Annotated in this window: 19 protein-coding genes; 12 read left to right on the top strand and 7 right to left on the bottom strand. The window is 63.5% G+C overall.

The genetic code is table 11. The features are described from left to right. The first annotated feature begins 227 nt into the window (after positions 1–227). Both ACVJ5M_RS37045 and ACVJ5M_RS37040 read left to right on the top strand, forming a co-directional pair. On the top strand, positions 228–611 hold the full coding sequence (locus ACVJ5M_RS37045) for a hypothetical protein (protein WP_063984904.1): 384 nt from the start codon (positions 228–230) through the stop codon (positions 609–611). A 321-nt stretch (positions 612–932) separates the two neighbouring features. Next, positions 933–1,607, top strand: coding sequence for a Crp/Fnr family transcriptional regulator (locus ACVJ5M_RS37040; RefSeq protein ID WP_063984903.1), 675 nt, complete (start codon positions 933–935; stop codon positions 1,605–1,607). 63 nt (positions 1,608–1,670) lie between these two features. Here the strand turns inward: ACVJ5M_RS37040 and ACVJ5M_RS37035 are convergent, their stop codons facing one another. From ACVJ5M_RS37035 to ACVJ5M_RS37015, 5 genes are all read right to left on the bottom strand, one after another. After that, complete coding sequence (locus ACVJ5M_RS37035) at positions 1,671–2,069, bottom strand: hypothetical protein (protein ID WP_283018513.1); 399 nt, start codon at positions 2,067–2,069, stop codon at positions 1,671–1,673. 382 nt (positions 2,070–2,451) lie between these two features. Then, complete coding sequence (locus tag ACVJ5M_RS37030; protein WP_063984902.1) at positions 2,452–3,408, bottom strand: hypothetical protein; 957 nt, start codon at positions 3,406–3,408, stop codon at positions 2,452–2,454. A gap of 798 nt (positions 3,409–4,206) precedes the next feature. Continuing rightward, positions 4,207–5,229, bottom strand: coding sequence for an alpha/beta hydrolase (locus ACVJ5M_RS37025; protein WP_084795243.1), 1,023 nt, complete (start codon positions 5,227–5,229; stop codon positions 4,207–4,209). Between the two features lie 200 nt (positions 5,230–5,429). After that, positions 5,430–6,680 carry a multidrug effflux MFS transporter gene (locus ACVJ5M_RS37020; RefSeq protein WP_231144381.1) on the bottom strand — a complete coding sequence of 417 codons (1,251 nt, stop codon included), beginning with the start codon at positions 6,678–6,680 and terminating at the stop codon, positions 5,430–5,432. An 84-nt stretch (positions 6,681–6,764) separates the two neighbouring features. Then, positions 6,765–8,111 (bottom strand): nucleotide disphospho-sugar-binding domain-containing protein, encoded by a 1,347-nt coding sequence (locus ACVJ5M_RS37015; RefSeq protein ID WP_063984899.1) that lies wholly within the window; start codon positions 8,109–8,111, stop codon positions 6,765–6,767. Between the two features lie 389 nt (positions 8,112–8,500). On the opposite strand from ACVJ5M_RS37015, the gene ACVJ5M_RS37010 reads away from it, so the two are divergent. The 6 genes from ACVJ5M_RS37010 to ACVJ5M_RS36985 all read left to right on the top strand — a co-directional run bounded on the left by ACVJ5M_RS37010 (position 8,501) and on the right by ACVJ5M_RS36985 (position 15,361). Continuing rightward, positions 8,501–9,451 carry a c-type cytochrome gene (locus ACVJ5M_RS37010; protein ID WP_063984898.1) on the top strand — a complete coding sequence of 317 codons (951 nt, stop codon included), beginning with the start codon at positions 8,501–8,503 and terminating at the stop codon, positions 9,449–9,451. Positions 9,452–9,816: 365 nt separating this feature from the next. Further along, positions 9,817–10,542, top strand: coding sequence for a response regulator (locus ACVJ5M_RS37005; protein WP_014497160.1), 726 nt, complete (start codon positions 9,817–9,819; stop codon positions 10,540–10,542). Between the two features lie 107 nt (positions 10,543–10,649). Next, positions 10,650–11,285, top strand: coding sequence for a DUF1127 domain-containing protein (locus tag ACVJ5M_RS37000; RefSeq protein WP_063984897.1), 636 nt, complete (start codon positions 10,650–10,652; stop codon positions 11,283–11,285). 186 nt (positions 11,286–11,471) lie between these two features. After that, complete coding sequence (locus tag ACVJ5M_RS36995) at positions 11,472–12,380, top strand: cytochrome-c peroxidase (RefSeq protein WP_231144383.1); 909 nt, start codon at positions 11,472–11,474, stop codon at positions 12,378–12,380. Next, positions 12,377–14,878: a two-component system VirA-like sensor kinase gene (locus ACVJ5M_RS36990; RefSeq protein WP_063984896.1), complete on the top strand. Its 2,502-nt coding sequence runs from the start codon at positions 12,377–12,379 to the stop codon at positions 14,876–14,878. Before ACVJ5M_RS36995 ends, ACVJ5M_RS36990 begins: the two co-directional genes overlap by 4 nt. A gap of 198 nt (positions 14,879–15,076) precedes the next feature. After that, entirely contained in the window at positions 15,077–15,361 is a 285-nt protein-coding gene (locus ACVJ5M_RS36985; RefSeq protein ID WP_187387777.1) for a hypothetical protein, read from the top strand. A gap of 54 nt (positions 15,362–15,415) precedes the next feature. Here the strand turns inward: ACVJ5M_RS36985 and ACVJ5M_RS36980 are convergent, their stop codons facing one another. Continuing rightward, a complete protein-coding gene (locus tag ACVJ5M_RS36980) occupies positions 15,416–16,303 on the bottom strand; it encodes a VOC family protein (RefSeq protein ID WP_063984894.1) in 888 nt (295 codons plus the stop codon). Between the two features lie 171 nt (positions 16,304–16,474). Here ACVJ5M_RS36980 and ACVJ5M_RS36975 point away from each other — a divergent pair, with 171 nt between their 5' ends. The 4 genes from ACVJ5M_RS36975 (at position 16,475) to ACVJ5M_RS36960 (ending at position 21,422) form a co-directional block, all read left to right on the top strand. Further along, complete coding sequence (locus ACVJ5M_RS36975) at positions 16,475–17,662, top strand: CaiB/BaiF CoA transferase family protein (RefSeq protein ID WP_063984893.1); 1,188 nt, start codon at positions 16,475–16,477, stop codon at positions 17,660–17,662. Between the two features lie 105 nt (positions 17,663–17,767). After that, a complete protein-coding gene (locus ACVJ5M_RS36970) occupies positions 17,768–18,823 on the top strand; it encodes a LacI family DNA-binding transcriptional regulator (RefSeq protein WP_063984892.1) in 1,056 nt (351 codons plus the stop codon). Positions 18,824–19,037: 214 nt separating this feature from the next. Further along, positions 19,038–20,396, top strand: coding sequence for an ABC transporter substrate-binding protein (locus ACVJ5M_RS36965; protein WP_084795242.1), 1,359 nt, complete (start codon positions 19,038–19,040; stop codon positions 20,394–20,396). 93 nt (positions 20,397–20,489) lie between these two features. Then, the gene (locus ACVJ5M_RS36960) at positions 20,490–21,422 is read left to right on the top strand and encodes a dihydrodipicolinate synthase family protein (RefSeq protein WP_084795241.1); all 933 of its coding nucleotides are present in this window, start codon (positions 20,490–20,492) and stop codon (positions 21,420–21,422) included. A 95-nt stretch (positions 21,423–21,517) separates the two neighbouring features. Here ACVJ5M_RS36960 and ACVJ5M_RS36955 read toward each other — a convergent pair whose 3' ends face one another. Continuing rightward, positions 21,518–22,198, bottom strand: coding sequence for an SDR family NAD(P)-dependent oxidoreductase (locus ACVJ5M_RS36955; protein ID WP_231144385.1), 681 nt, complete (start codon positions 22,196–22,198; stop codon positions 21,518–21,520). Position 22,199: the final 1 nt, after the last annotated feature.

The following is a 22,199-nucleotide window of genomic DNA, read 5'->3' as shown; positions in this document are numbered from 1 at the left end:
GAAAGGCGGAGAATCTCACAAAGGCCCTGCATTTCCAGGAGCATCAAGGGTGCAGATACTCGCCGTGGCGCGCTGGCATCAGACTGCAGCGAGCCGGCGCATCAAGCCATCCCGAAGGTATCCCTACGCGAGTGCAGTGAGCAATTTGGTACAGACGCCGATCCCTCTACGTGTCTAGCCTCCTTAACCGGTGAAGCTCAACATACCTCTAAATCAAGGCGAAGATCATGGAAATCTCCAGGGAGACGAAAGCTGCCGTGCGGCCGGCACTGTGGGGAGCCGTGGCCGGAGCAATTGCTCTGGCAATCGTGGGTTTCAGCTGGGGCGGCTGGGTGACGGGTGGGGCCGCCGAGACGCTCGCGAGGAATAGTGCTGCGACGGCTGTCGTCGCAGCTCTCACACCCATCTGCGTTGAGAAGTTTCAACAAGCCGCTGATGCGTCGGAAAACCTGGTCGCAATGAAGAAGACGACCTATGCGTGGGATCAGAGCAAGTTCGTCGAAAAAGGCGGTTGGGCCACGATGCCGGGAAGCACTGAGCCAAATTCAGCCGTTGCGAAAGCTTGTGCCGAATCGCTTGGTAGCAAGAAAGCTGTGGAGCTGCGCGGATAGTCAGGCAAGTCGCGCGGCGGAAATCTGCGCATAGACGCGCCGGCCCCTCGACACGTCTGCATCTTGCGCAGTGGAAGGGGGCTCCTGCAAAGCAGACCAGGCAGTCGTCGCCAGATGGTCAAGCATCAAATTCGTCGTATCTACTTTGAACGGAGAACTCGATGGGACGAAATCCCTGAAGCCCAGGTCGAGCCGAGCGCTTCCCCTCGTCATTTCAGTTCCCGATTTGCCGCACGCCACGCGGCCTTCCAACGGGTGAACATCCTTTCAATTGTGGTAGTATGATTGCGTGTTAATGGTCCAGCGAACGAGAGTCCTGCCTTGGTGAAAGCGGCGAAGGACTTTGATCCCAGAGCATTCCTTGCCAAGGTCGGGGCCGGGAAATCGATCTCGAAAGTTGGCAAAGGTCGGAGCGTGTTCGTGCAGGGAGATGCTGCGGACGCGGTATTCTACATTCAAGAGGGAAAGATCAAGCTCACGGTCGTTTCGGACCAAGGCAAGGAAGCCGTCGTTGGGATTTTGGAGCCCGGACAATTCTTTGGCGAGGGCTGCCTCAATGGTCATCCATTGCGTCTTGCCACGACTACGGCAATGGAGTCCTGTGTCATCACGAGAATATCGAAGACGGCGATGACTACAGCGCTCGAAGGCAAGCCGAAGTTCTCTCAATTGTTCATGGCGTATTTGCTCGCGCGCAATAGCCGGATTGAAGAAGACCTGATCGACCAACTCTTCAATTCGAGCGAGAAACGCTTGGCGCGCCTGCTGCTTCTGCTGGCGAACTTCGGCAAGGAAGCCAGCTCGCAGCCCATTGGCGTCAATATCAGCCAGGAAACGCTGGCCGAAATGATCGGTACGACCCGATCACGGGTCAGCTTCTTCATGAACAAGTTCCGGAAGCTTGGCTTCATCAGCTACAATGGAAAGATCGAGGTCCATAGCTCGCTTCTGAACGCGGTTCTGCGCGACAAACCCGAGATAGACCGGAAGAACTGACCGCCGCGCGGCCAAACCGAGCGCCGGGCCAAACGCGGGACATTAGCCCACTCGAATAGCGGATCAGGGCGGCAGTTCGTCGCGGACCGAGCCTCCCTCGTTCTCCCATCGTGACAGAGCGGTTGCGCTCGATCTCGCATCGCCAGGCGTGTCCTTTTTCAAAGGCAGCTTGTTGCGACCGATTTCATTGTTGCGCCTGTGATCCGTCAAAAAGACGAAGCCGGCCCGCCAGGTGTTGAATTTACAGCTTTCCTCAGCGCTGGCCGAATCCTTAACGAGCTCGCCGGACGCGGTCGCTCTTGCGCGATGCTGCTGAGATTTGGACATATGCAGAGCCCTTTCGTTGGAAGTCTCCGCGCACTCCGGCCAATCTCGACGGTTGACCAAGGTGGACTTAAATGTGGGGATCGAAGCGATGAATAGCGAGCCCTCGGCATAAATAAGATTGCCAGAGGAGCGCACGGATCGCTTTGCCGTGCGTCCAATCGTGCCGCGCGGCAAAAGAGCTGCTGTAGCGGATTGTAGTCAGAAACAATTCACTGCCATCTTCGACGACATCGTAGTTGCGAGCGATGGAGTCGGCAGCAATTGGCGGCGAGGAGCACGCGCCCGGCAGCGTCCGACCAATCCCTCAGGCGCGGCAATGATGCTGACAGACAGAAACACCGCAATCGCGTCCCGGCGCTGGTTTGCACCCAAGCTTCTGATCTATCGACCAGTGGGATTCGCTGCCGGATGGTAAGACAAGCTGTCCTGGCTTCATTTGGAAATGTCGCAGTCCGTTGCCCGTTGGAGAGAGATCGGGCAGCGACGGCGGCACGGTGAGGCCGTTGGCGATTGACGATCAACTCGGCGGTCGCAGCTTGCTGCTGTTTGATGATGGGACCGCTGAGGCTTGCCGTTCCTTTGCTTCGTAATATTCGGCCGAGAACTTGATGGACCATCGCGCGAAGAACGAACGCAATTCCTGAGTGGGCTTCTCGACGCCCAAATGCTCTGCGACATGCGCCTCGCGCAACCACCTCACCGCCGACGTGAGGCCGGCAATGCGCTCGAGCCTCTCAACCGCTGCGGTCCCGGCGATCTCTGCCTGCCGATAGCGAAGGCCGACCTTTCTGATCACATGCACGCGCTTGATGATGTCGTAGCCCTTGAAGACGAGCTGAACGAGTGGATGCTTTCTGGCCTGCGGCCAGGCTGCCGGATAGACCGGTAGCACCAGAAGCTTGCTCTTCGCGATGACCGTTGCGAGCGGATGCAGGAGTTGCATCCAGGCTGGCCAGGATGTGACCTTGGCAAACAATATCGCGTGCATCGCCGTTGCCGCACCGAAAGAGATCGGCAGCCAAAGGACCGCGCACAGGATCACGAGCAATGCGGCATTCGGCGTGAGATGCCGGCATGTTCTGAACACCCATGCCATGCCGCCTTCAAAGGCATCATGCACAGCGTGTTCGAACGCCCGATAGCTGATCTTCCGCCGGAACCACAACCAGTTTCGGCGAATCGATCTACCCCACTGTCGACGCTTCGACGCGGACAGGGGAAGCAAGCGCACCGCGCCATTGATGACAGTTACGATGACATCGCCGACAACCCTGGCCGCGAACAGCGGCAGCCAGACAATCTGCATCGCAAAAGGGAAGGCGAAGTCAAGCATCCGCATCAAGATCGCAAGAACGAAACGCAGGATCTTGTTCGTGGCGAGCGCAACAACAACAAGTGGGATGATAATCACATCGTCGAGCGCACCGCGAAAGCGGCTTTCCTCGGTCCATGCCGGGTGACGACCATCGGTCACGGTGCACCGTCCGGGCTGAGTGCCGGCTCAGACTAGCACATTGCAAGCTCGAGGGGGGGCCTCAGGTACCGGTCGTTAGGCGACAGCGAGCACTCCGCATAAGGGGCCAGTTCGCATGACCCGCGTTAACCCTGTCTCTGATCTTGTCCGGTCGCCCCGCCGGCTGGTTCGGTTCTGCCGCCAAGCCGCCTTATTGGATGTCCGCAATTGGTCTCCGATTTTCGGGAGCTTATTTTTCGGCAGGCTTTGAACGAGGCGTCGCGTTCGGGAAGCGTGAAATCAGATGAAGGCGGCTCTCATCCTCGTTGGCTTCAGTACACTCGCGGTGATGGAGCTTGAGACGGCGCCGCGCATGACCAAGCCCGTGAACGCGCCGCCTGTTCAGGCGACCGTCGGGTTACGCGTCTCAGCCGATACGCTGACGACGGCAGACCGGCTCGGGACCCCGCACATGCACATGCAATTTGAAGCGCCTCCGCAGCCGGTCTCCTTGAGCGAACCGATGCCTCCGCCGGATCAAACGGCGAATGTTGCGCCAGAGCCTTTGAAGATCATCGCGCCACACCAGCGCACCGCAAGCGGGAGAAAATTCGCGGTCATGCTGCCCAGACCTCGGCCCGTGCAGGGAACGTCCAAGGCATTTGCGAATGCCAAGCGCGCCAAGCCAGTCGCGGAGGTCAAGCCCTGCCGGTCAGGTGTCTTCGATGGCCTGTTCAAGGCATTGAACCTGTCAACGGGATGTCAGAGCTAGCCCCAAGATACCTCTCTATCAGCGATATCGTTTCCGCCACGCCGGGTTCACGCGGCCACGGTATCAATCGAGCGGCGGATCACCTGGCGCACCTCCGCATTCGACAGGAACAGGTCGTGGTTGATAACGCCCCAGCCTGCCTCGGAAGCATCGACCACGCGCACCCCAAGCCCTTCGATGGCGGTCTTCTCGGCAGCGCCGACCCGTGTCATCCCACCAGCGATTTGCCCCGACAACGCCAGCGCGCGGTCGTTCGTCGCGGCGATGACGGTGATCTTGCGCGAAAGCGGACCGATGCGGTTGATCGACGACGAGAACACGTCCATGTCGATGTCCGGCGCGGCGAACACCACGGCCCCGATCTTGCCCGCAACGGCGTCACCGGATCGCGCATAGAGCTGGCGCAGGCTTTCGAGCGTGAGCATGGTTCCCATGCTGTGCGCGACGATGTGGACGCGGCCGGCGCTTGAACTCGTCACGACAGATTGCAGCACGCGTTCGAAGCCATCGCGGGACCACATTGCGCTGTCGCGGTCATAGGCGTAGTCGAACAGTCCAGCCTTCGAGGGCCAGGAGAATACCATCGTCTGGCCGCGGAACCTGATGCCATCGGAGAGATGCGCGGCATCGAGCGCCGCTGTCTCGAACGTCTGCTTGAAGCCGTGCACGTAGATCAGGACGTCCGGTCCGCCGCCGGCCTGCGCGACAAGACTGCCGACATCGCCCGATACCGGCTCGACCCCATCAAGACGCCAATCGTCAAGCCCCGCTGCAGCCAGAGAAAAACGGCTGTCACCAGGCGCCACAAGCTTCGCGCGTGCGACGGTCATCGTAGAAGCCCGCTCCGGCCCGAACCACGGCTTCGTCCGGCCGCCGTTCACTGGCTTGCGCGTGGTTACGACGAGCAATGTAGGGTCGACCGAGAGCGACGAAGCGTCGTAGCGTGCGCCGGTAGCACCCAGGCTGGCGCATCCGCCCAGCGCGACAACGCAGGCTGACGACGCAAGCCCGCCAAGGAGCGCACGGCGGGACGCAATCACTTCGTGTTGCACTAAACGTCGGATGATCACGCAGAACCTTTGGGAACTGCCCCCTGGAGGAGCCCGCCCCCTGCGCGCGTTCCTGAATGATGATGGCGGCGAGAATAAGGGCGGGGCGCGCCACGCCGCTTGTTCCAAATGCGGATTGAAATCGTCGAAATCAAACAGGTTTTGGTTCCGCCATGCGGAGGTTCGATCCCTCACTGGCCTAGTCAGGTCGCAACCCCAACTCAGGACTTCGTGGGGCTGCGGACCGCCACGCCGGGATCGATCGTCTGCGACGGCAGGCGGCGTTCGGCGGGGCGCGCGACCAGCAGATAGAGAACCAGGGCGAGCAGCGACGTTGCCGCCATCACCGCCGTCATCGACAACGCGGTCCGCCCGTCGAAGCGAAGTGCGACCAGTCCGCTCGATATCGCGCCGGCGGTCAGCTGAATGCTTCCGGCGGCAGCGCTGACGGCGCCCGCGATCTCCGGGAGACGCTGCATCGTCGCGCTCATCACGTTCGGCACGCTGAACCCGAAGCCGAGTGCGACCGCCATCAGCAGCGCGACCACGAGTGACGTGGGCATCCAGCCGGCCAATGTCATCGCGAGCAGGGCGGTGCTGGCGGCGGCCGACAGCGTCAGCCCGGTTGTGAGCATGCGCGCCGACTCTACGCCGCGCCGGCCGAGCTGGCCGTCGAGAAAGGCGCCGACCATGACGGCCCCCGAGCATGCGCTGAAGATCAGGCCATATTGCTCCGGGCGCAGTCCGATGGCGCCGACGAAGAACAGCGAGGCGCCGGTGACGTAGGCAAACACGGTCGCGCCGCCCGCGGCGCCGACCAGGATGAAAGGCAACGACACCGGATGCGTCAGCACCTGGCGGTAGCTGTCGATGACAGCAGAAAGCCCCAGGCGGCCGGCGCGGTCGGTCGTCGCAGTCTCCGCGAAGCGAAACATCACCACGACCAGCAGCATGAGACCGATCCCCGCCTGGGCGGCATAGATCGATCGCCAGCCGGCGATCGCCAGCAGGGCGGCGCCGGCCGTCGGTGCGATCACGGTCGCGACATTGACCGTGACCATGACGTTGGCGATCTTGCCTCGCGCGGCGTTGCCGTCGAAGAGATCGCGAATGATGGCAAAGGTCGTTGCGGTGGCGGCGGCGCCGATGCCCTGGACGAAGCGGCCCAGCAACAGAACCGGCAGCGAGGACGCTTTCGCGCAGGCAAGGCTTGCTGCGACGAACAGTACGAGGCCGAATGCCAGAATCGGCTTGCGGCCCAGGCGGTCGGAGATAGGTCCGTAGATCAGCGGCGCGGTGGCGAGGCTGAGCATGAAGGCGCTCATGGTCAGCCCGACATCCGACGCGCTCGCGTCGAGCGTCGCACCGGTTGCTGCCAGCGCCGGCAGATTGATGTCGATGCCGGAATAGGGCACGGCCGCCAGAAAACCGAGCAGCAGCGTGAAGGCGAAGGATGCGGGGTCGATTTGCATGGACAGATTTCCGGTTCCGGCTTGGTCGATGTGCATGAGGCGATGGAGGCGCGGTCGCCCGCCCTCCATCGCTGCGTTCGGCGATTACGCGCGCCGTTCGGCGCGCCGCCCCCGGGTTGCCGCCATCGCGCCGGTGTGCGAGCTCTCGTCGGCCACAAGCTCGCCGATGACCCGGAGGATTTCGGCCCGCGTGTCGATCCCGGCAAATTCGTCCGCGATCTGCGAGGCTCGCGACTGGAAGCGGGATTGATCGAGCACCGTCCGCACCGCGTCGCGCAGCGCCTTCGGTGTCGGCTCGTTGGTCGCGAGGTTGATGCCGACCCCGGACCATGCGACCCGCGCGTTGACGTCGGCCTTGTCTTCGGTCAGCCCCGCAGTGACCAGCGGGATGCCGAAGCTCATGGCCTGGTTGACGCTGCCATAGCCGCCGTTGGTGACGAGCACGTCGACGTTCGGCAGCAGCCATTCGAACGGCAGATAGCTGGCGATGCGCGCGTTCGACGGGATCTTGCCGGGGATGGCGTCAACCGGGCGGCCGCCTGCCGTCGCGATCACCAGGATGTCTTTCTCGTCCGCGAGGGCCGCCAGCGTCGGGGCAACCAGCAGATTGAAATTGTGATTGGCCACCGTTCCCTGCGTCACCAGAACGATCTTGCGCGATCCGTCGAGCTCTTCGGCCCAGGGGGGCGGCGGGACCTGGTTGGCGATGATCGGTGGGGTGCCGACGAAATGCACTGAGGGCGGAATCTCGCGAGGAAATTCGAAGCTTGGCACCGACAATTGCAGATAGGCATCCCCGAGAGCGACCACAGAATGGAACATCGGCATCGCGATCGGCCCGACCCCGAGAGACTTCAACGCCCGATTCAGGCGCAGTGACACCGGCTGATCGACTGCCGCATCAAATTCCCGCGCCATGGCCGCATAGCGATCGCGCTCCTCGCCGCTCTTTGCCGGCGGCAGACCGAGGAAATTGGGCGCGCCGTCCTCGCGCGCCCAATGCAGAAACGAGGTCCCGCAGAGCGCGATGGGAGGCCGCTGCGAGCGCGGTCCGAGCAGCATCGGCAGTACACCGAACAGCATGTCGTCGGCGACAATGATGTCGGCGGGGAATTGCCGCAAGATTTGCAGCAGCCCCTGGTGCTGAGCCGGAATGGCGTCGACGAAGATGCGCTCGCAAGCAACACGGAACCACTCCAGTCCCGGCGGGATGGTCTTGAGTTCGGGGAACCGCGAGAAGACGTCGTTCGGATCAAAGTCCGCGTCCTCGGGAAGGGGAAAGAATTTGACGCCGCTGGCTTCGACGCGGGCACGAAAGGCGGTGCCCGTCAGGAAAGCGATCTCGTGGCCATCGCCACGCAGGATTTGCGTGATCGCCAGCATCGGATTGAGATGACCCGTCGCCGGTGTCGAAGCGATAAGAATCTTCATGTGAGTTGACCTCTTGATGATCGATGCACGGTCGCCCCAGAGCGTCCGGTCGAGTGAGAGGCAATTGAAGCGATCGCCGTTACGCCAAGACTTCCGGCGGCAGCGAAAATGGTTACGGCGGCAACGCATCGTGGCGCTGCCAAGGCCGGGCAAAAAGGCCGGTGCAAAAACCGGTGACATCGCGCCGGAAGCCGATAACTCGCACAGGATTACAATTGTAACGCGAGCGGCGGGCGATGAAACGGCACGGAAACACCGCGCTGTTAATCCGGCAGACCTCCGCATGGCACACCTTCGCAGATATTGGCGCGTTGGCGTCGGCCGAAATTCATTTTTGACGATCCGGATGTCGCGCGGCATCGGTCGCGCCCAATTCATTGAGGACTGGCATGGAAAATATTGTCGCCCTGATTGCGATGGTTGCGTTCATCGCGTTTCTGGCCTGGCTGGGCGTTCGCGCCTCCCGGACGAAATCTGCTCTGGCGAAGTGGAGCGGCATGGTGCTGACGGCCATGCTGGCCATCTCAGTGTTCGGCGTTGCCGCTTTGACCGCGGTCGGTATCGTCCGGCAACACGCCCGTTCTGCACCGGTCCCGGATGTGAAGATCGAGGCGACACCGGACCAGATTGCCCGAGGCATGGCCGTGGCCGACGGCTTTTGCGCCGCATGTCACTCGCAGACCGGGACGCTGACCGGCGGCGGCGACGTGGCCAAGGATCTCCCGATTCCCATCGGCTCGTTCGTGCCGGCCAATCTCACGCCCGCCGGCGTCTTGAAGAATTGGTCCGATGCCGAGATCTTTCGTGCCATTCGCAATGGGATCGACGCGAGGGGGCGCTGGCTGGCGATCATGTCCTTCACCAATGCCGGCCGGCTCAGTGACGACGACACCAAGGCGGTGATCGCCTACATCCGCAGCCTGCCCGCGAGCGGTACGCAGACCCCGGATCCGCCGGATCGCTTCAGCCTGCTGGGCATCGTGATGCTGGGCGCCGGACTGTTGCCGGATGCGAAGCCCGTCTTCACCGGCGTGATCACCGCGCCGCCGAAGGCGCCGACGGCGCTCTATGGCAAGTACCTGCTGTCCTATCAGGATTGCCGCGAATGCCACGGCAGGGATCTCGGCGGCGGCGTGCCGGGACAATTGCCGCCGCTCGGACCGGACCTCGGTATCGTCAAGAACTGGAGCCTTGCGCAATTCGTCGACACCATGCGCACAGGCGTTGATCCGAACGGGCATCGGCTCGGCGAGCAGATGCCGTGGCGGCCGATCGGGCGGATGGATGACGACGATCTCGCCGCGATCTACCAGTACCTGTTGGCTCTGCCGGGCTCCTGATGATTCCGTGAAGCCCGCAAACGATCGCGCCCTGCGGGGGCGGGCAACAGCCTGCGCAGCACATCGCAGTCGCTGAACGACAGCGCAGGCCGCAGGCTTCCTATCGCCCCAAAGTAGTAAGCGTTGGGATCACAATTATTCACGTATGCGACATCCGGCGGAATTAGCCGCAGAATTACCCTGTTGCGACGTCATCACGGCATCATAGATAGGCTCAGTGTGTGCCGATGGCCTCGGATATCCCGTTCTATTTTGAGCGATTCCAATTCGGATGACATCAATATCATTTCACCACAGCCGGACGTTGACGTTCGCAATTCTTAAGTACAGCTCACTCGGCGGACGGCGAATTTTGAGAGTATGGAATGCTTGCAGATATTGGCCACATCGTCGTCGTCGATGACGATCCGACGTTAAGGCAAATGGTGATCAAATATCTCGAGGAGCACAATATCCCGACAAGGGCGGCCTCCAACAGATCGGAATTGAACCACTATCTCGATGGCAGCCAGCCGAGCCTGATCATCCTCGATCTTCGGCTTGGTCAGGATGACGGTCTGGACCTGTTGAGGGAAATCCGGTCGCATTCCGACGTGCCGGTCATCATCACGACGGGCCATCGTCCCGACGAGATCGATCGTATCGTCGGGCTCGAGCTTGGCGCCGACGACTACATCATCAAGCCGTTCTCCCTGAGGGAGCTGCTGGCGCGCGTCCGCGCGGTGTTGCGGCGGCAGGAGATGGGACGGGCCGCGCGCGCCCGCGATCCCGAGCGCGGGGGCTATCGCTTCAGCGGCTGGAAGCTCGAACGCCGTAGCCGAAAGCTGACCGATCCCGACGAAGCGCCGGTGCCGTTGAGCAAGGGAGAATATGCGCTGCTGCTGGCCTTTCTGGAGGCGCCGCAGCGTCCCCTGACCCGCGAGCATCTGCTGCAGGCGACCCGTATCCATGAGGATATCTTCGATCGCAGCATCGACGTCCAGGTGCTGCGGCTGCGGCGCAAGCTGGAGACCGATCCGAGCGCGCCGCGCGTCATTCAGACCGAGCGCGGCGTCGGCTATGTCTTCGCGGTGCCGGTCGATCCGTTCTAGAAGCAATTGGCGGATTGCAATTGTAGCCAATTTGCCGATGGCGGTGACCTTGGCGTAACAGCGGGCCGTCAGATTGCCTCCCACCAACAGCGTGTGGGAGATTTACGATGGAGAAGTATTCTCACAGTGTGAGCCGCGTTGCCTTGCCGGGTCACATGGAACTCGACAGGGCGAACTGGGTCGCACGATCTGACGGTCGCGGCATGGTCCGTCTCGGTGCGGTTGCCGCGAGGCATCGCGCGCCGGACATTGCTTCGCCTCCGGATGTGCCGCCTGCCGGGCAGGATCAGCCCGTCACCACATTCTGGTGGGCGGTCTTCGCCTCCCTGATGGAGGGCTTTGCCCTCTACGGTGCAGCCTTGCATCCGACCGCAGCCGCGCCGGTTCAGGCGATGCTGGAGGCCACGAGAGATTGCCGATCGCCCTCGGCGGGTCGCGAGCCCGCGGAGAAGAGCGGCAACGATGGAGCCGACAACAATGGGAATGACAATAATGGGAATATCGTCAGGCTCGATCGCGCCGCGCCGCGCGATGCGCGACTGGAGCGCAGCTGGAATCGGCTGGGGTCGCTCGGCGCGACCCTGGGGACTCTGATGGACCTGCCTGCGTACTGGCGTCGGGAACGTGAGATCAGGAAGGCCGTCGCTGCGTTGATGGAGTTCGATGACCGGACCTTGCGGGACCTCGGGATTTCCGGCAGGTCGGACATCGAGCGGGTGGTGAGGTACTGCCGTGATTGCTGACAGCATCGCCCGGAGCATGTGGCGGCCACCTTCGCGAAATCATCCAGCTTCGATCAAAATTCCTTGAGCAGCCGCGACAATTCTCGCTTCACCCCCACATTGCTGGGCGTGCAGCAGTTCGCCAGATTTCTCGGGGCCGGACGAGGTGCCGGCCTTCGACGTTGCGCGATCGTGATTTGCGCACTGGTGCCGTGCTCTCTGAAGGTCTCTCCGGCACCGTCGCAGTCGCCGCCGGCCTTCGTGTCGGTCCGCAAGGATGAGCCCATCACGCCCATTCCGGCACCGCCGGCAATCAATCCGCTGAAGGTCAAGCTCGGCGAACGACTGTTCTCCGATCGCAGGCTGTCGCACGACAATTCACGCAGTTGCGCATCGTGTCACGATATCGCGACGAACGGCGCGAGCCCGAGGCAGCACGATGTCGGCCCCGACGGGGCGGCGATCACGCTCAACACGCTCACCGTCTTCAATGCGGCGCTCAGCTTTCGCTTCGGCTGGGAAGGAAAATTACGCAACATCGAGGCCGATACCAGGGCGTCGCTGGAAAGCCCGCGCACCATGGCGAGCAGCTCGGTCGAGATCGCAGAGAAGCTCAATTCCGATCCCGACATGCGCGAGAGCTTCTTCGCGGCTTACGGCCACCGCCCGGAGCGCGGCGATGTCGTCGACGCGCTCGCGAACTTCCAGCGCACGCTGGTCACGCCGGGCGGCAAGTTCGATCGTTGGCTGGCGGGTGACGCCGCGGCGCTGTCGGAGGACGAGCTGGGCGGCTACCAATTGTTCAAATCGCTGGGCTGCGCGTCCTGCCATCAGGGCGTCAATGTCGGCGGCAATCTGTTCCAGCGCCACGGCATATTCCACCCGCTCGCATCGCCCGAGCCGAAAATTCTGCGCGTGCCGAGCCTGCGCAACGTCGCGACCACGCCGCCGTATTTCCATGACGGCAGCGCGCCGACGCTCGATGACGCGGTTCGCAAGATGGCCTTTGCCCAATTGAACGCCACGTTGACGGAGAAGCAGGTCAAGGCGCTCGTCGCCTTTCTGAACAGTCTGACCGGCACCTATCGCGGCGCGACTGTCGGAGGCTCCCCATGAAATTTGCCCCCGCCGTGATCGGCGTAACCTGCGTGCTCGCCCTGCTGACCTGGCTGTTGTTGAACGGGCTGAACTTCAATTCGGTGCGTTACGACCGTCAGCTCCAGGCGCTTGGCGACTTCACCCGGTTCGAACGCGCGATGACCAGGGAAGTGCTGACCGCGCGCGTCGGCCTGTCGCGCAACTATGACAAGCTGGTGCAGATGACCGATGCCTATGACGACGCCCTGACGCGGCTGCGCGAAACGCCGGGTCTCAATGCCGAAGAGACCAGGGCCATCGATGTGCTGTCGGCACGCGCCCTCCGGCAGGAGGATCTGGTCGAACGGTTCAAGAGCCGCAACGCGTTGCTCCAGAACTCCTTTGCCTATTTCGGTCTGTTCAGCGACAAGTTGGCTGAGTCGGATCAGCGGGCGCTGGTCACGGCCGCCTCCGCATTGGCGGCAGCGATGCTGCGCCTGACGCTCGATACGTCGGACGTCGTGGCGCGTCAGGTCCAGGGTCGATTGGAAGAGCTGGCGCTCGTGCAAACGCCGCCGCAGGACATGGATTCGGTCCGCGCGTTGTTGATGCACGGGGAGATGCTGCATGACCTTCTGCCCGACATCGACACGATCGTGAAGACGCTCGTCGCCGAATCGAACAACCGCGAGCAGGATGCCGTATTGGCATTGATCACCAGGCGTCAGCTCGCCTCGCGGGCGTCGGCGCGCCGGGTACGCCTGTTGCAGTTCATGACGTCGCTGCTGCTGCTCTGCGGCGTGGTCTATTTCGGATTGCTATTGCACCGGCGCGCGGTCACGCTGCGCCGCCGTGCGGCGTTCGAGCACGTCATGGCCGGCATCTCGATGCGGTTCATCGATTCGAGCCGCGAGAGGATCACCGCTGACGTCGAGACCGCGCTGCAACAGCTCGCCGGATGCATCGGTGCGGATCGCGCCTATTTCGTCGGCGCGACCGGGACGACGACAAGCACCTATCGGTGGTCCCGCGACGGGATCGCATTCGAGCCGGGTTGGCCGGATCGCGCGCTGAGCCTCGCGCCACGCTTCGACAGTGGCGAAGGCGGTATCGTCTATATTCCCAAGGTCAAGGCCGCCCATCCCGACGACACGATGAACCTGCTCGAGGACGCCGGCGTCGGTGGCTGGCTGTGCGTGACGGCGGTCAGGGGACATCGCGATGAAATCCTCGGCTTCGATACCGTGCCGGCCGGGGCGCTCGCATACTGGTCCGAAGTCTCGTTGTTTCGCATGGCGTTCGACGCCATCGGCAACGCGATCCGCCGGGTGCGGCTCGAAGGCGAGAAGGAGCGCTTGCAGGCGAGCCTGCAACAGGCACGCCGCATGGAAACCCTCGGCACCTTTGCCAGCGGTATCGCCCACAACTTCAACAATATCGTCGGTGCGATTCTCGGCTATGCCGAGATCGCCGAAGCGCGAATCCGGTCAGGAGGCCGGCCGGCCGGCAGCCTTGCGGAGATCCGCCGTGCCGGCGAGCGGGCGCGCGAACTGGTCGAACAGATTCTCGGCTTCGGCCGCCGCGGCGAGGGCAGGCGGGAGCGTGTCTGCGTCAGGACCCTGATCGACGAAACCAGATCGCTGCTGGCGGCTTCGTTGCCTTCGCACGTCCAGTTCGAGGTGAACGAGTCGGCCGAAGAGGCCACCGTGATGGGCGAGCCCGCCCAGTTGCAGCAGGTGATCCTGAATCTTTGCAACAATGCGGCTCAGGCGATGACGGAGCCGGGTTGCATCGAACTCGGCATCAAGGTGCGCGATCTTCAACAGCCATTGTCGATCGGACGCAGTGAGGTCGGCCCCGGCCGCTTCACCGTGATTTCGGTCACCGATCCGGGGCCGGGAATGGACGAGGCGACGCTGGAACGGATCTTCGAGCCCTTCTTCACGACGCGCCCGGACGGCAACGGCATCGGGCTCGCAACCGTTCGCGAGATCGCGGAGCAATATGGCGGCGCCGTCGCCGTGCAGAGCGAGCCGGATGCGGGCACGCGCTTCGACGTCTGGCTGCCATCCGGCGACCCCGACGAGGCGGTGCCGGTTCAGCACAGCCCCGATCTGGCGTTCCGTGGCGCGGGCGAGACGGTGCTGGTGCTCGACACCGATCGCCGTCGCCTGTTGCGCCATGAGGAAATCCTCGCGGCGCTGGGGTATGAGCCGGTCGGGTTCACCAGGCTGGCGGAGGCGATCACCGCCTGCCGCACCGCGCAAGCACGCTTCGATGCGGCGCTGGTGTGTCACATGCCCGGAGGCTCCTCGATCGAGCTGGCGGCGGCATTGCACGCGGCGGCGCCGGCCTTGCCGATGATTCTGGCGAGCCCATCGACGCGCGAGCTGGCGGTGCCGTCGCTGGAGACGTCAGGGATCACCGAGCTCGTTCATCACCCGCTGATATCGGCGGAGCTCGCCGGCGTCCTGGCGCGGAGCGTCGCCTCGTCGGCCGCGCGACGACGCGTGAGGCGGGCCGCCGTGGCGCGGTAGAGCGTTTTCGAGCGAAGCGGAAGCCGGCTCGCGCGAACGAAGCGCGTCAAAACAGGAATCCAGAGTTGGCGCACGACAATCGGCGATCGCGGTTGCAATGGTAACGCGATGTCACCGCGGGCGAAATGGTCGAGTAGCCGGGACCTCCTATCCATCGTGTGCGCATCGTCGCAACGTCACCGCGATAGGAGAATGATGATGTCAATCAGACTTGGCGTGACCGTCGTCGCAGCTACGTTTCTGTTCGGATCGGTTTCCAGCCTCAGGGCTGCCGGAGGCGCAAGCGCGCCTGTGACCATGTCCTCGCCTGGCAGTGTGGACGCAATGAAGTTCGCGGACCTGTCCCGGCAGGCTCCCATCGGTCACCGGCAGCCGCGACGCAGCGACGTGCCCGGGTCGACGCAAGCCTCGCCCCAAGACGCGGAGCTGCAGCGGCTCGACAAGGAGATCGACCGCCGGCTGATCATCTGCCGTGGCTGCTGATGGCCGGCCGAGGTCATGGATCGCGCGCGCCGCAAGGCGCGCGTTCGCCGTTCCCTATCCCTCGTATTGATCCGGCCCCATCGCCCAGAGCGAATGGTCGTGGCCGAACGCGTAATTGCGGTTGTTGATCGCCGGATTGCGATTGACCATCGGCCGCATGAACATCGGATGGGTTGCGCTGCGGACCTCGTGCTCGACCGTGAAGAGATGCCTGCCGCTGTCGAGATCGACGATGTCGCAGAAGCGGTACTGGTATTGATTGTCCTCACGCGAGATCAGGTCGCGCGCCAGCAGTTTGCGGTAGGGGCCGGAGAAGTCGGTGATGTACATCTGCACATGGTGGCCGTCGTAGTCGCCCTGCGGCCGATCGGTCTCGCGGAATAACAGATGCTGGTCGCGGCCGGTCCTCACGGCGGCGATCTGGCCGTCGCCGTTTCGCAAGCTTGCGGGCATGCCCATGATCTCGGGGTAGAAGGCGCAAATCGCCTTCGTGGTGCCTTCCGGCACGTCGAACTCGACATAGGGAATGCCGAGCGCGATGCGCCCGAAGCGCGCAGCGTCCGGTTCGTAGCAGCGCAGTCGGTTGCCCCACGGACAGGTCGCCTCGACATGATCGTTGTGCTCGGCGAACGCGAACGTCGTGCCCTCGAGCTTCTTCGCGACCGACGCGAGCCGCGCCAGCAGCGCCTCGCGGCCCTCGATGACCAGCCCGACATGGCCGCGCAGCACCTGCGGCCTGCCGCTCGGCAGGTGAAACTGGCTCCGTCCGGCATTGATCCACATGTTGGTGTCGGACACCATCAGGTAGGGATCGCGGGTCAGTCCAAGCCCGGTCACGTAGAACAGCGTGGCGAGGCGCTGGTCGGGGACCTGGATGTTGACGTGCTCGAAATGGATCGCGTTGCCGAGATCTTCTGCGGATCGATCGAATTGTTGCGGCATGGATGTGCTCTGGCTGGGGGACGGACGGGGCAATACTAGAGCAGAATTTCCGCCAGCCGAAACAGTCAGGCGATCACATCTTGGGGGCAGGGGCATGATGTCCTCTGCCGCCTTGCCGTGGCGGCCAGTCCCTGTAATCTGGCGAGAACATATGAATATGGGAAGGGATCGATGGGAGGAGTTTTGGAGGGCGTGCGCGTCCTCGATTTCGGGCGCTATATCGCGGGGCCCTATTGCGCGACCTTGCTGGCCGAATTCGGCGCCGAGGTCATCCGCGTGGAAAAGCGCGACGGCAGCGAGGACCGCTTCGTGGCGCCGGTCGGCGAGGGCGGCGAAGGCGCGCTGTTTCTTCAGGTCAACCGCAACAAGAAGTGCATCACCCTCGATCCGATGAAGCCGGAGGGGCAGGAGGTGATGCGCCGCCTGATCGCGACCGCGGACGTCGTCGTCGCCAATCTGCCGCCGCAGACCCTGCGCGCGATGAAGCTCGACTACGACTCCTTGAAGGCGATCAAGCCCGACATCATCCTGACGACCGCCACCGCGTTCGGCGGGCCGGGGCCATGGTCCGACCGCGTCGGCTTCGACGGTGTCGGCCAAGTCATGTCGGGCTCGGTGTACATGACCGGTGCCGGCGACCCGCCATATCGGGCCGCGGTGAATTGGGTCGATTTCGGCACCGCGCTGCATTGCGCGTTCGGGACCCTCGCAGCCCTGATCGAGCGCGGCAAATCCGGACGCGGCCAGATCGTCGAGGGCGCGCTGCTCGCCACCGCGCTGTCCTTCACCAATGCCACGCTGATCGAGCAGGCGGTCATCAACGTCAACCGTGTTCCGACCGGCAATCTCGGCCAGACCGCAGCGCCGGCCGACATCTATCGCACCAGGGACGGCTGGGTGCTGTGCCAGGTCACGGGGCATCCGCTGTTCAAACGCTGGGCGAAGCTGATGGGTGAGGAGGAGCAGTGGCTGAACGATCCGCGCTTTGCCGACGATATCAGCCGCGGTAACAACGGCCCCGTCATCAGCGCGCGGATGGCGCGCTGGTGCGCCGAGCGCACCACGCAGGAGGCGGTCGATATGCTGGGCAAGGCCATGATTCCGACCGGGCCCGTCCTCAGCCCGCAACAGGCGCTGGACCATCCGCATATTCGCGCCGCTGGCTTCATGCAGGAGGTCGAATATCCCGGCCTGCCGAAACGCGCTCCCGTCGCCCGCGCTGCCGTCCGACTGTCGGAAACGCCCGGCGAGATCGCATCGCGTCCGCCGATGCTCGGCGAGCATACCGACCTCGTCCTGACGGAGCTTGGCTACGACGTGGCTGCGATCGCGACGCTTCGGCAGGGCGGGATCGTCTAGGAAGCGCGCGCGCCTCACGCCAGGAGATTTTCATTGAGGACTCCAGTGGTCGTCAATACCATGGCAAGGTATTGATCGATCAAGCGTTCGACCGACGTGGCGGGGATGGTGGCAGGTTCAAAGAGAGCGCGTGGAGGCAGCGGCCGCGTCAAGCTCGAGGAGGTCGCCCGCAAGGCCAATGTCTCGACCGCGACCGTCTCGCGCGCCTTCAACGAACCCGACAAGGTTTCCGAAGAGGTCAGGCAGCGGGTCAAGGACGCCGCACGCGCGCTGAACTGGATTCCCAATGCTGCCGGACGGGCGCTGGCCTCGCGCCGGACGCATATTGCCGGCGCCATCATTCCCACCCTGGACGATGAAATCTTCGCCCACCAGATCGGCGGCATGCAGACCGTCTTCAGCGAACGCGGCTTCACGCTGTTCCTCGGCTGCTCGAACTACGATCCGGACGAGGGCTTGCGGCAGGCCGAAGCGATGCTTGCGCGCGGCGTGGAAGCAATTGCCGTGGTCGGTGAAAATCATCCCCCCGAGCTTTTTGATGCGCTCAACTCGCGCGGCATTCCCTATGTGGTGACGTACTCCTACAACAAGCTGTCACCGCATCCGTGCATCGGCTTTGACAATCGCGCCGCGTTCAGCCGCATGACGGAGCATCTGCTGTCGCTCGGCCATCGCCGGTTTGCCGCCATCTTCCAGCCCGACACCAACAACGACCGCGTCAAGGACAGGCTTCGCGGCGTCAGCGAAGCGCTCGCGGCCGCGGGTTTGGAAATTGCCGCGCAGGATCTGATGATGGGTCCCTCGACGCTGGAGTTCGGGGCGGCCAGCTTTGCCGGATTGATGACGCAAGCCGTCGACGTTCGGCCGACCGCGATCGTTTGCGGCAACGACAATCTGGCGCTCGGTGCGTTGATGGCTGCGCGGGAATGCGGCCTGGACGCGCCCGGGGATTTTTCGATCACCGGCTTCGATGATCTTGCGATTTCATCGCGCTTTTCTCCGGGGCTTACGACGATGAAGGTCGACAATCAGGAGATCGGCGTCCTCGCGGCCAACGAGCTTCTCGCCGTGATCGCGGGCCGGCAAGCGCAGGCGCAGTCCCGCGAAGTCGTGCCCGTCCTGAAAATCCGCGACAGCGCAGGTCACGCCAGGGGCGCCTGATCCCGCAGAGAGCGGTCGTCTCTTCGATAGCGCGCATATCGTCCCGCCAAGAGGGCTGCTTCCCTCTCAAAGGGCTGCTTGACTCCTCATATGTAAGCGCTTACATAACTGCGTTTTAAACGCCATGAGAGCAACCGGCGGGCCCCTCGCCGGATGAGACGGAGAGGAAACGACAATGCGGAATAGCGTTTTGCGGTGGGCCAGAAACTGTTCGATGGCGGTTTCGCTGGTCTTGCCGATGATGGGAACGGCGAGCCCCGCGGCCGCCGAGGAGAAGCTCGTCGTCTGGTGGAACAAGGGCTACTACAAGGCCGAGGAAGACGCGCTGCTCGCCGTCATCAAGAAGTTCGAGGCCAAGACCGGGGTCAAGGTCGAGCTGTCGCAATATGCGACGCAGGACATGATGCCGAAGCTGGTGGCGGCGCTCGATGCCGGCAGTCCGCCCGACGTGACCTATGCGGACACCTACCATTTCCAGGGCGCCGGCAAGTGGGCCTCCGAGGGCAAGCTGGTCGATCTCGGCTCCGTGCTCGCGCCGATCAAGGGCGAGTTCTCTCCGCAGTCGCTCGAAACGGTCATGCTGTACAACGACAAGACCAAGGCGAAGGCCTATTACGCCTTCCCGCTGAAGCAGGCGACGCTGCATCTGCATTATTGGAAGGACATGCTGGAGGAGGGAGGTCTCAAGGAGACCGACATCCCGAAGGACTGGAAGGGCTATTGGTCGTTCTGGTGTGACAAGGCGCAACCGGCGGTGCGCAAGGCGTCCGGCAAGCGCATCTACGGCGTCGGCCATCCGATGGGTGTCGACGCCACCGACAGCTTCATCTCGTTCCTGGTGTTCATGGACGCCTACAACGTCGTGCTCGTCGACGACAACGGCAAGCTCCTGGTCGACGATCCCAAGGTGAAGGCGGGCCTCGTCGCCGCCATGACGGACTATGTCGAGTTCGCCGCGAAAGGCTGCACGCCGCAATCGGCGACGAGCTGGAAGGATCCCGACAACAACGTCGCCTTCCACAACAAGACGACGATCATGACGCACAATTCGACGGTTTCGCTCCCCGGCAAATGGCTCGACGACGCCGGCAACGAGACGCTCACCGCCGAGCAGCGCGACGAAGCCAAGAAGAACTATAATGACCGCATCCGCACCATGGTCTGGCCCAACAAGCCGGATGGTACGCCGGTCCACACCCGCGCCTCCGTGGTGGTCGGCCTGATCTTCGAGCAGGCCAAGAACAAGGACCGCGCCAAGGAGTTCGTCTCGTTCCTGCTGCGTGACGAGAACCTCCAGCCCTACGTCGAAGGCGCGCTCGGCCGCTGGTTCCCGGTCAAGACGGCCGCACAGAAGTCCGCCTTCTGGGACGGCGACGTTCATCGCCGCGCCGTGCGCGACCAGTTCTTCGCCGGCGTCGGCGGCTACGAGATGAGCAAGAACTACAAGTTCACCACCCTGAACAACGAGAACGTCTGGATGAAGGCCGTGAACGCCATCGTCACCAACAAGGTGCCGGTCGACAAGGCCGTCGACGACATGATCGCGCGCATTAAGGAAGTAGCCGGCAACTGACCGCCAGCCCGAACAGCTACGCTCACGCGTTGCAAGACGCGTGAGCGGCAGGCTCCTGCCTGTCACCGAATTCAACGTCTTGGGAGCCGATTTGTGACCGCAACCATCAAGGGCATCATTCCGGTGATGCTGACGCCGTTCACTGAAGCCGACGCGATCGACTATGCGGGCCTCGAAAACCTCGTCGAATGGTACATCGCCAATGGCGCGGATGCGCTGTTCGCCGTGGCCCAGTCGAGCGAGATGCAGTTTTTGAGCCTGGAGGAGCGCGTCGCGCTGGCGCGCTTCGTCGTGCGGCAGGCGGCGGGCCGGGTGCCCGTCATCGCGTCAGGCCACGTCAGTGAATCCCGCGACGATCAAGTGACCGAGCTGACCTCCATCGCCGCGACCGGCGTGGACGGACTGGTGCTGGTGACGAACCGGTTCGATCCGAAGGGGCAGGGCGGCACGGTCTTCATGGACAATCTGCGCCATCTGCTCGACGCGCTGCCCGCCGATCTTCCGCTCGGCCTCTACGAATGTCCCGCGCCGTTCCGGCGGCTCATGTCCGACGACGAGCTGGCGTTCTGCGCCGAGAGCGGGCGCTTCGCGATCCTCAAGGACGTGTCCTGCGACCTCGAGACCGTGAAGCGTCGCGTGGCGCTGACGAAAAATTCCTCGCTCGCCATCGTCAATGCCAATGCGGCGATCGCCTTCGACGCCATCAGAAGCGGATCCGCCGGCTTCACCGGCGTGTTCACGAACTTCCATCCCGATCTCTACAAATGGCTGTTGACCGACAGCGCGCGGCATCCGGCGCTGGCGGACGATCTCTCCGTCTATCTCGCGCTCGCGGCGATGGCCGAGCCGATGGGATATCCCAAGCTGGCGAAGCTGTACCATCAGAGGCTCGGCACGTTCGCCTGCGCCCACAGCCGGACCATCGATTTCGACATCCGTGAGCGCTTCTGGGCGCTCGATGCACTGCTCGACAAGATCATGCAGGGGCAGGCGAGCTTCCGCGCAAGGATCGCGGCCACGCGCTGATGGCGGCCGTTGCCATCTCGATGATGTGAGGGTAACCGCCGCGCGAGGGCTGTCCCTCGCGCAATTGCGGGTCGACCGTGATTGCGGCCGTGCGCCTAGAGCGAGCTGCCGCCGCAGATGACGAGCTGCTGTCCGGTGATGGCCGCAGCCTCCGGCGAAAGCAGGAACGCCACTGCGTGCGCGACTTCCTCCGGGCGAATGAAGCGGCCGATCGGGGGCAGTTTTGGTGCGACATTGGCGCGGGTCGGGTCTTTCAGCATCGGCGTCTCGGTTGCGGCGGGCGCAACGACGTTGACCGTGACGCCGCGCGGCGCGAGCTCGATGGCCCAGGATCGCGCGAGCGCCACCAGCGCCGCTTTGGTCGCGGCATATTGACCGCGGCCGGCCGCGCCCGAGGCGGTGCGGCTGCCGATGAGGATGATGCGTCCTCCTTTCGGCAAGCGCGGCGCCAGCGCGTTGGCGAGACGCTCGGCGACATCGACATGCAGTCGCCACATCGCGGTGCCGTCGTCATGGTCGAGCGATCCGAGCTCGCCGACCTTGAGCATGCCGGCCGCGTGAACCAGTGCGGTCGGCGCGATGCCTGCGACGGCGTTCGCAATGTTATCGACCTCTCCGAGATCGAGCGAGAGGTGATCGAAGGCCGGATGGTTGAATGGCGCGGGACGGCGGCTGATGCCGGTGACGCGCCAGCCATCGCGCAGCAGCCGTTCGACGATCGCAGCGCCGATCCCTGAGCTGGCGCCCGTGACGAGCGCGTGCGGGCTCTTGTCCATG

It is taken from the genome of Bradyrhizobium sp. S3.7.6 (genome assembly GCF_054061875.1).
The sequence above is the reverse complement of the archived record's forward strand: the minus strand, read 5'-3'. Positions and strand labels throughout refer to the sequence as shown.

Coding starts and splice junctions, on each gene's coding strand:
- ACVJ5M_RS37045 (WP_063984904.1), top strand. CDS start 228: ATGGAAATCTCCAGGGAGACGAAAGCTGCCGTGCGGCCGGCACTGTGG.
- ACVJ5M_RS37020 (WP_231144381.1), bottom strand. CDS start 6,680: ATGCAAATCGACCCCGCATCCTTCGCCTTCACGCTGCTGCTCGGTTTT.
- ACVJ5M_RS37015 (WP_063984899.1), bottom strand. CDS start 8,111: ATGAAGATTCTTATCGCTTCGACACCGGCGACGGGTCATCTCAATCCG.
- ACVJ5M_RS37010 (WP_063984898.1), top strand. CDS start 8,501: ATGGAAAATATTGTCGCCCTGATTGCGATGGTTGCGTTCATCGCGTTT.
- ACVJ5M_RS37005 (WP_014497160.1), top strand. CDS start 9,817: ATGCTTGCAGATATTGGCCACATCGTCGTCGTCGATGACGATCCGACG.
- ACVJ5M_RS37000 (WP_063984897.1), top strand. CDS start 10,650: ATGGAGAAGTATTCTCACAGTGTGAGCCGCGTTGCCTTGCCGGGTCAC.
- ACVJ5M_RS36990 (WP_063984896.1), top strand. CDS start 12,377: ATGAAATTTGCCCCCGCCGTGATCGGCGTAACCTGCGTGCTCGCCCTG.
- ACVJ5M_RS36985 (WP_187387777.1), top strand. CDS start 15,077: ATGTCAATCAGACTTGGCGTGACCGTCGTCGCAGCTACGTTTCTGTTC.
- ACVJ5M_RS36980 (WP_063984894.1), bottom strand. CDS start 16,303: ATGCCGCAACAATTCGATCGATCCGCAGAAGATCTCGGCAACGCGATC.
- ACVJ5M_RS36975 (WP_063984893.1), top strand. CDS start 16,475: ATGGGAGGAGTTTTGGAGGGCGTGCGCGTCCTCGATTTCGGGCGCTAT.
- ACVJ5M_RS36970 (WP_063984892.1), top strand. CDS start 17,768: ATGGTGGCAGGTTCAAAGAGAGCGCGTGGAGGCAGCGGCCGCGTCAAG.
- ACVJ5M_RS36965 (WP_084795242.1), top strand. CDS start 19,038: ATGGCGGTTTCGCTGGTCTTGCCGATGATGGGAACGGCGAGCCCCGCG.
- ACVJ5M_RS36955 (WP_231144385.1), bottom strand. CDS start 22,198: ATGGACAAGAGCCCGCACGCGCTCGTCACGGGCGCCAGCTCAGGGATC.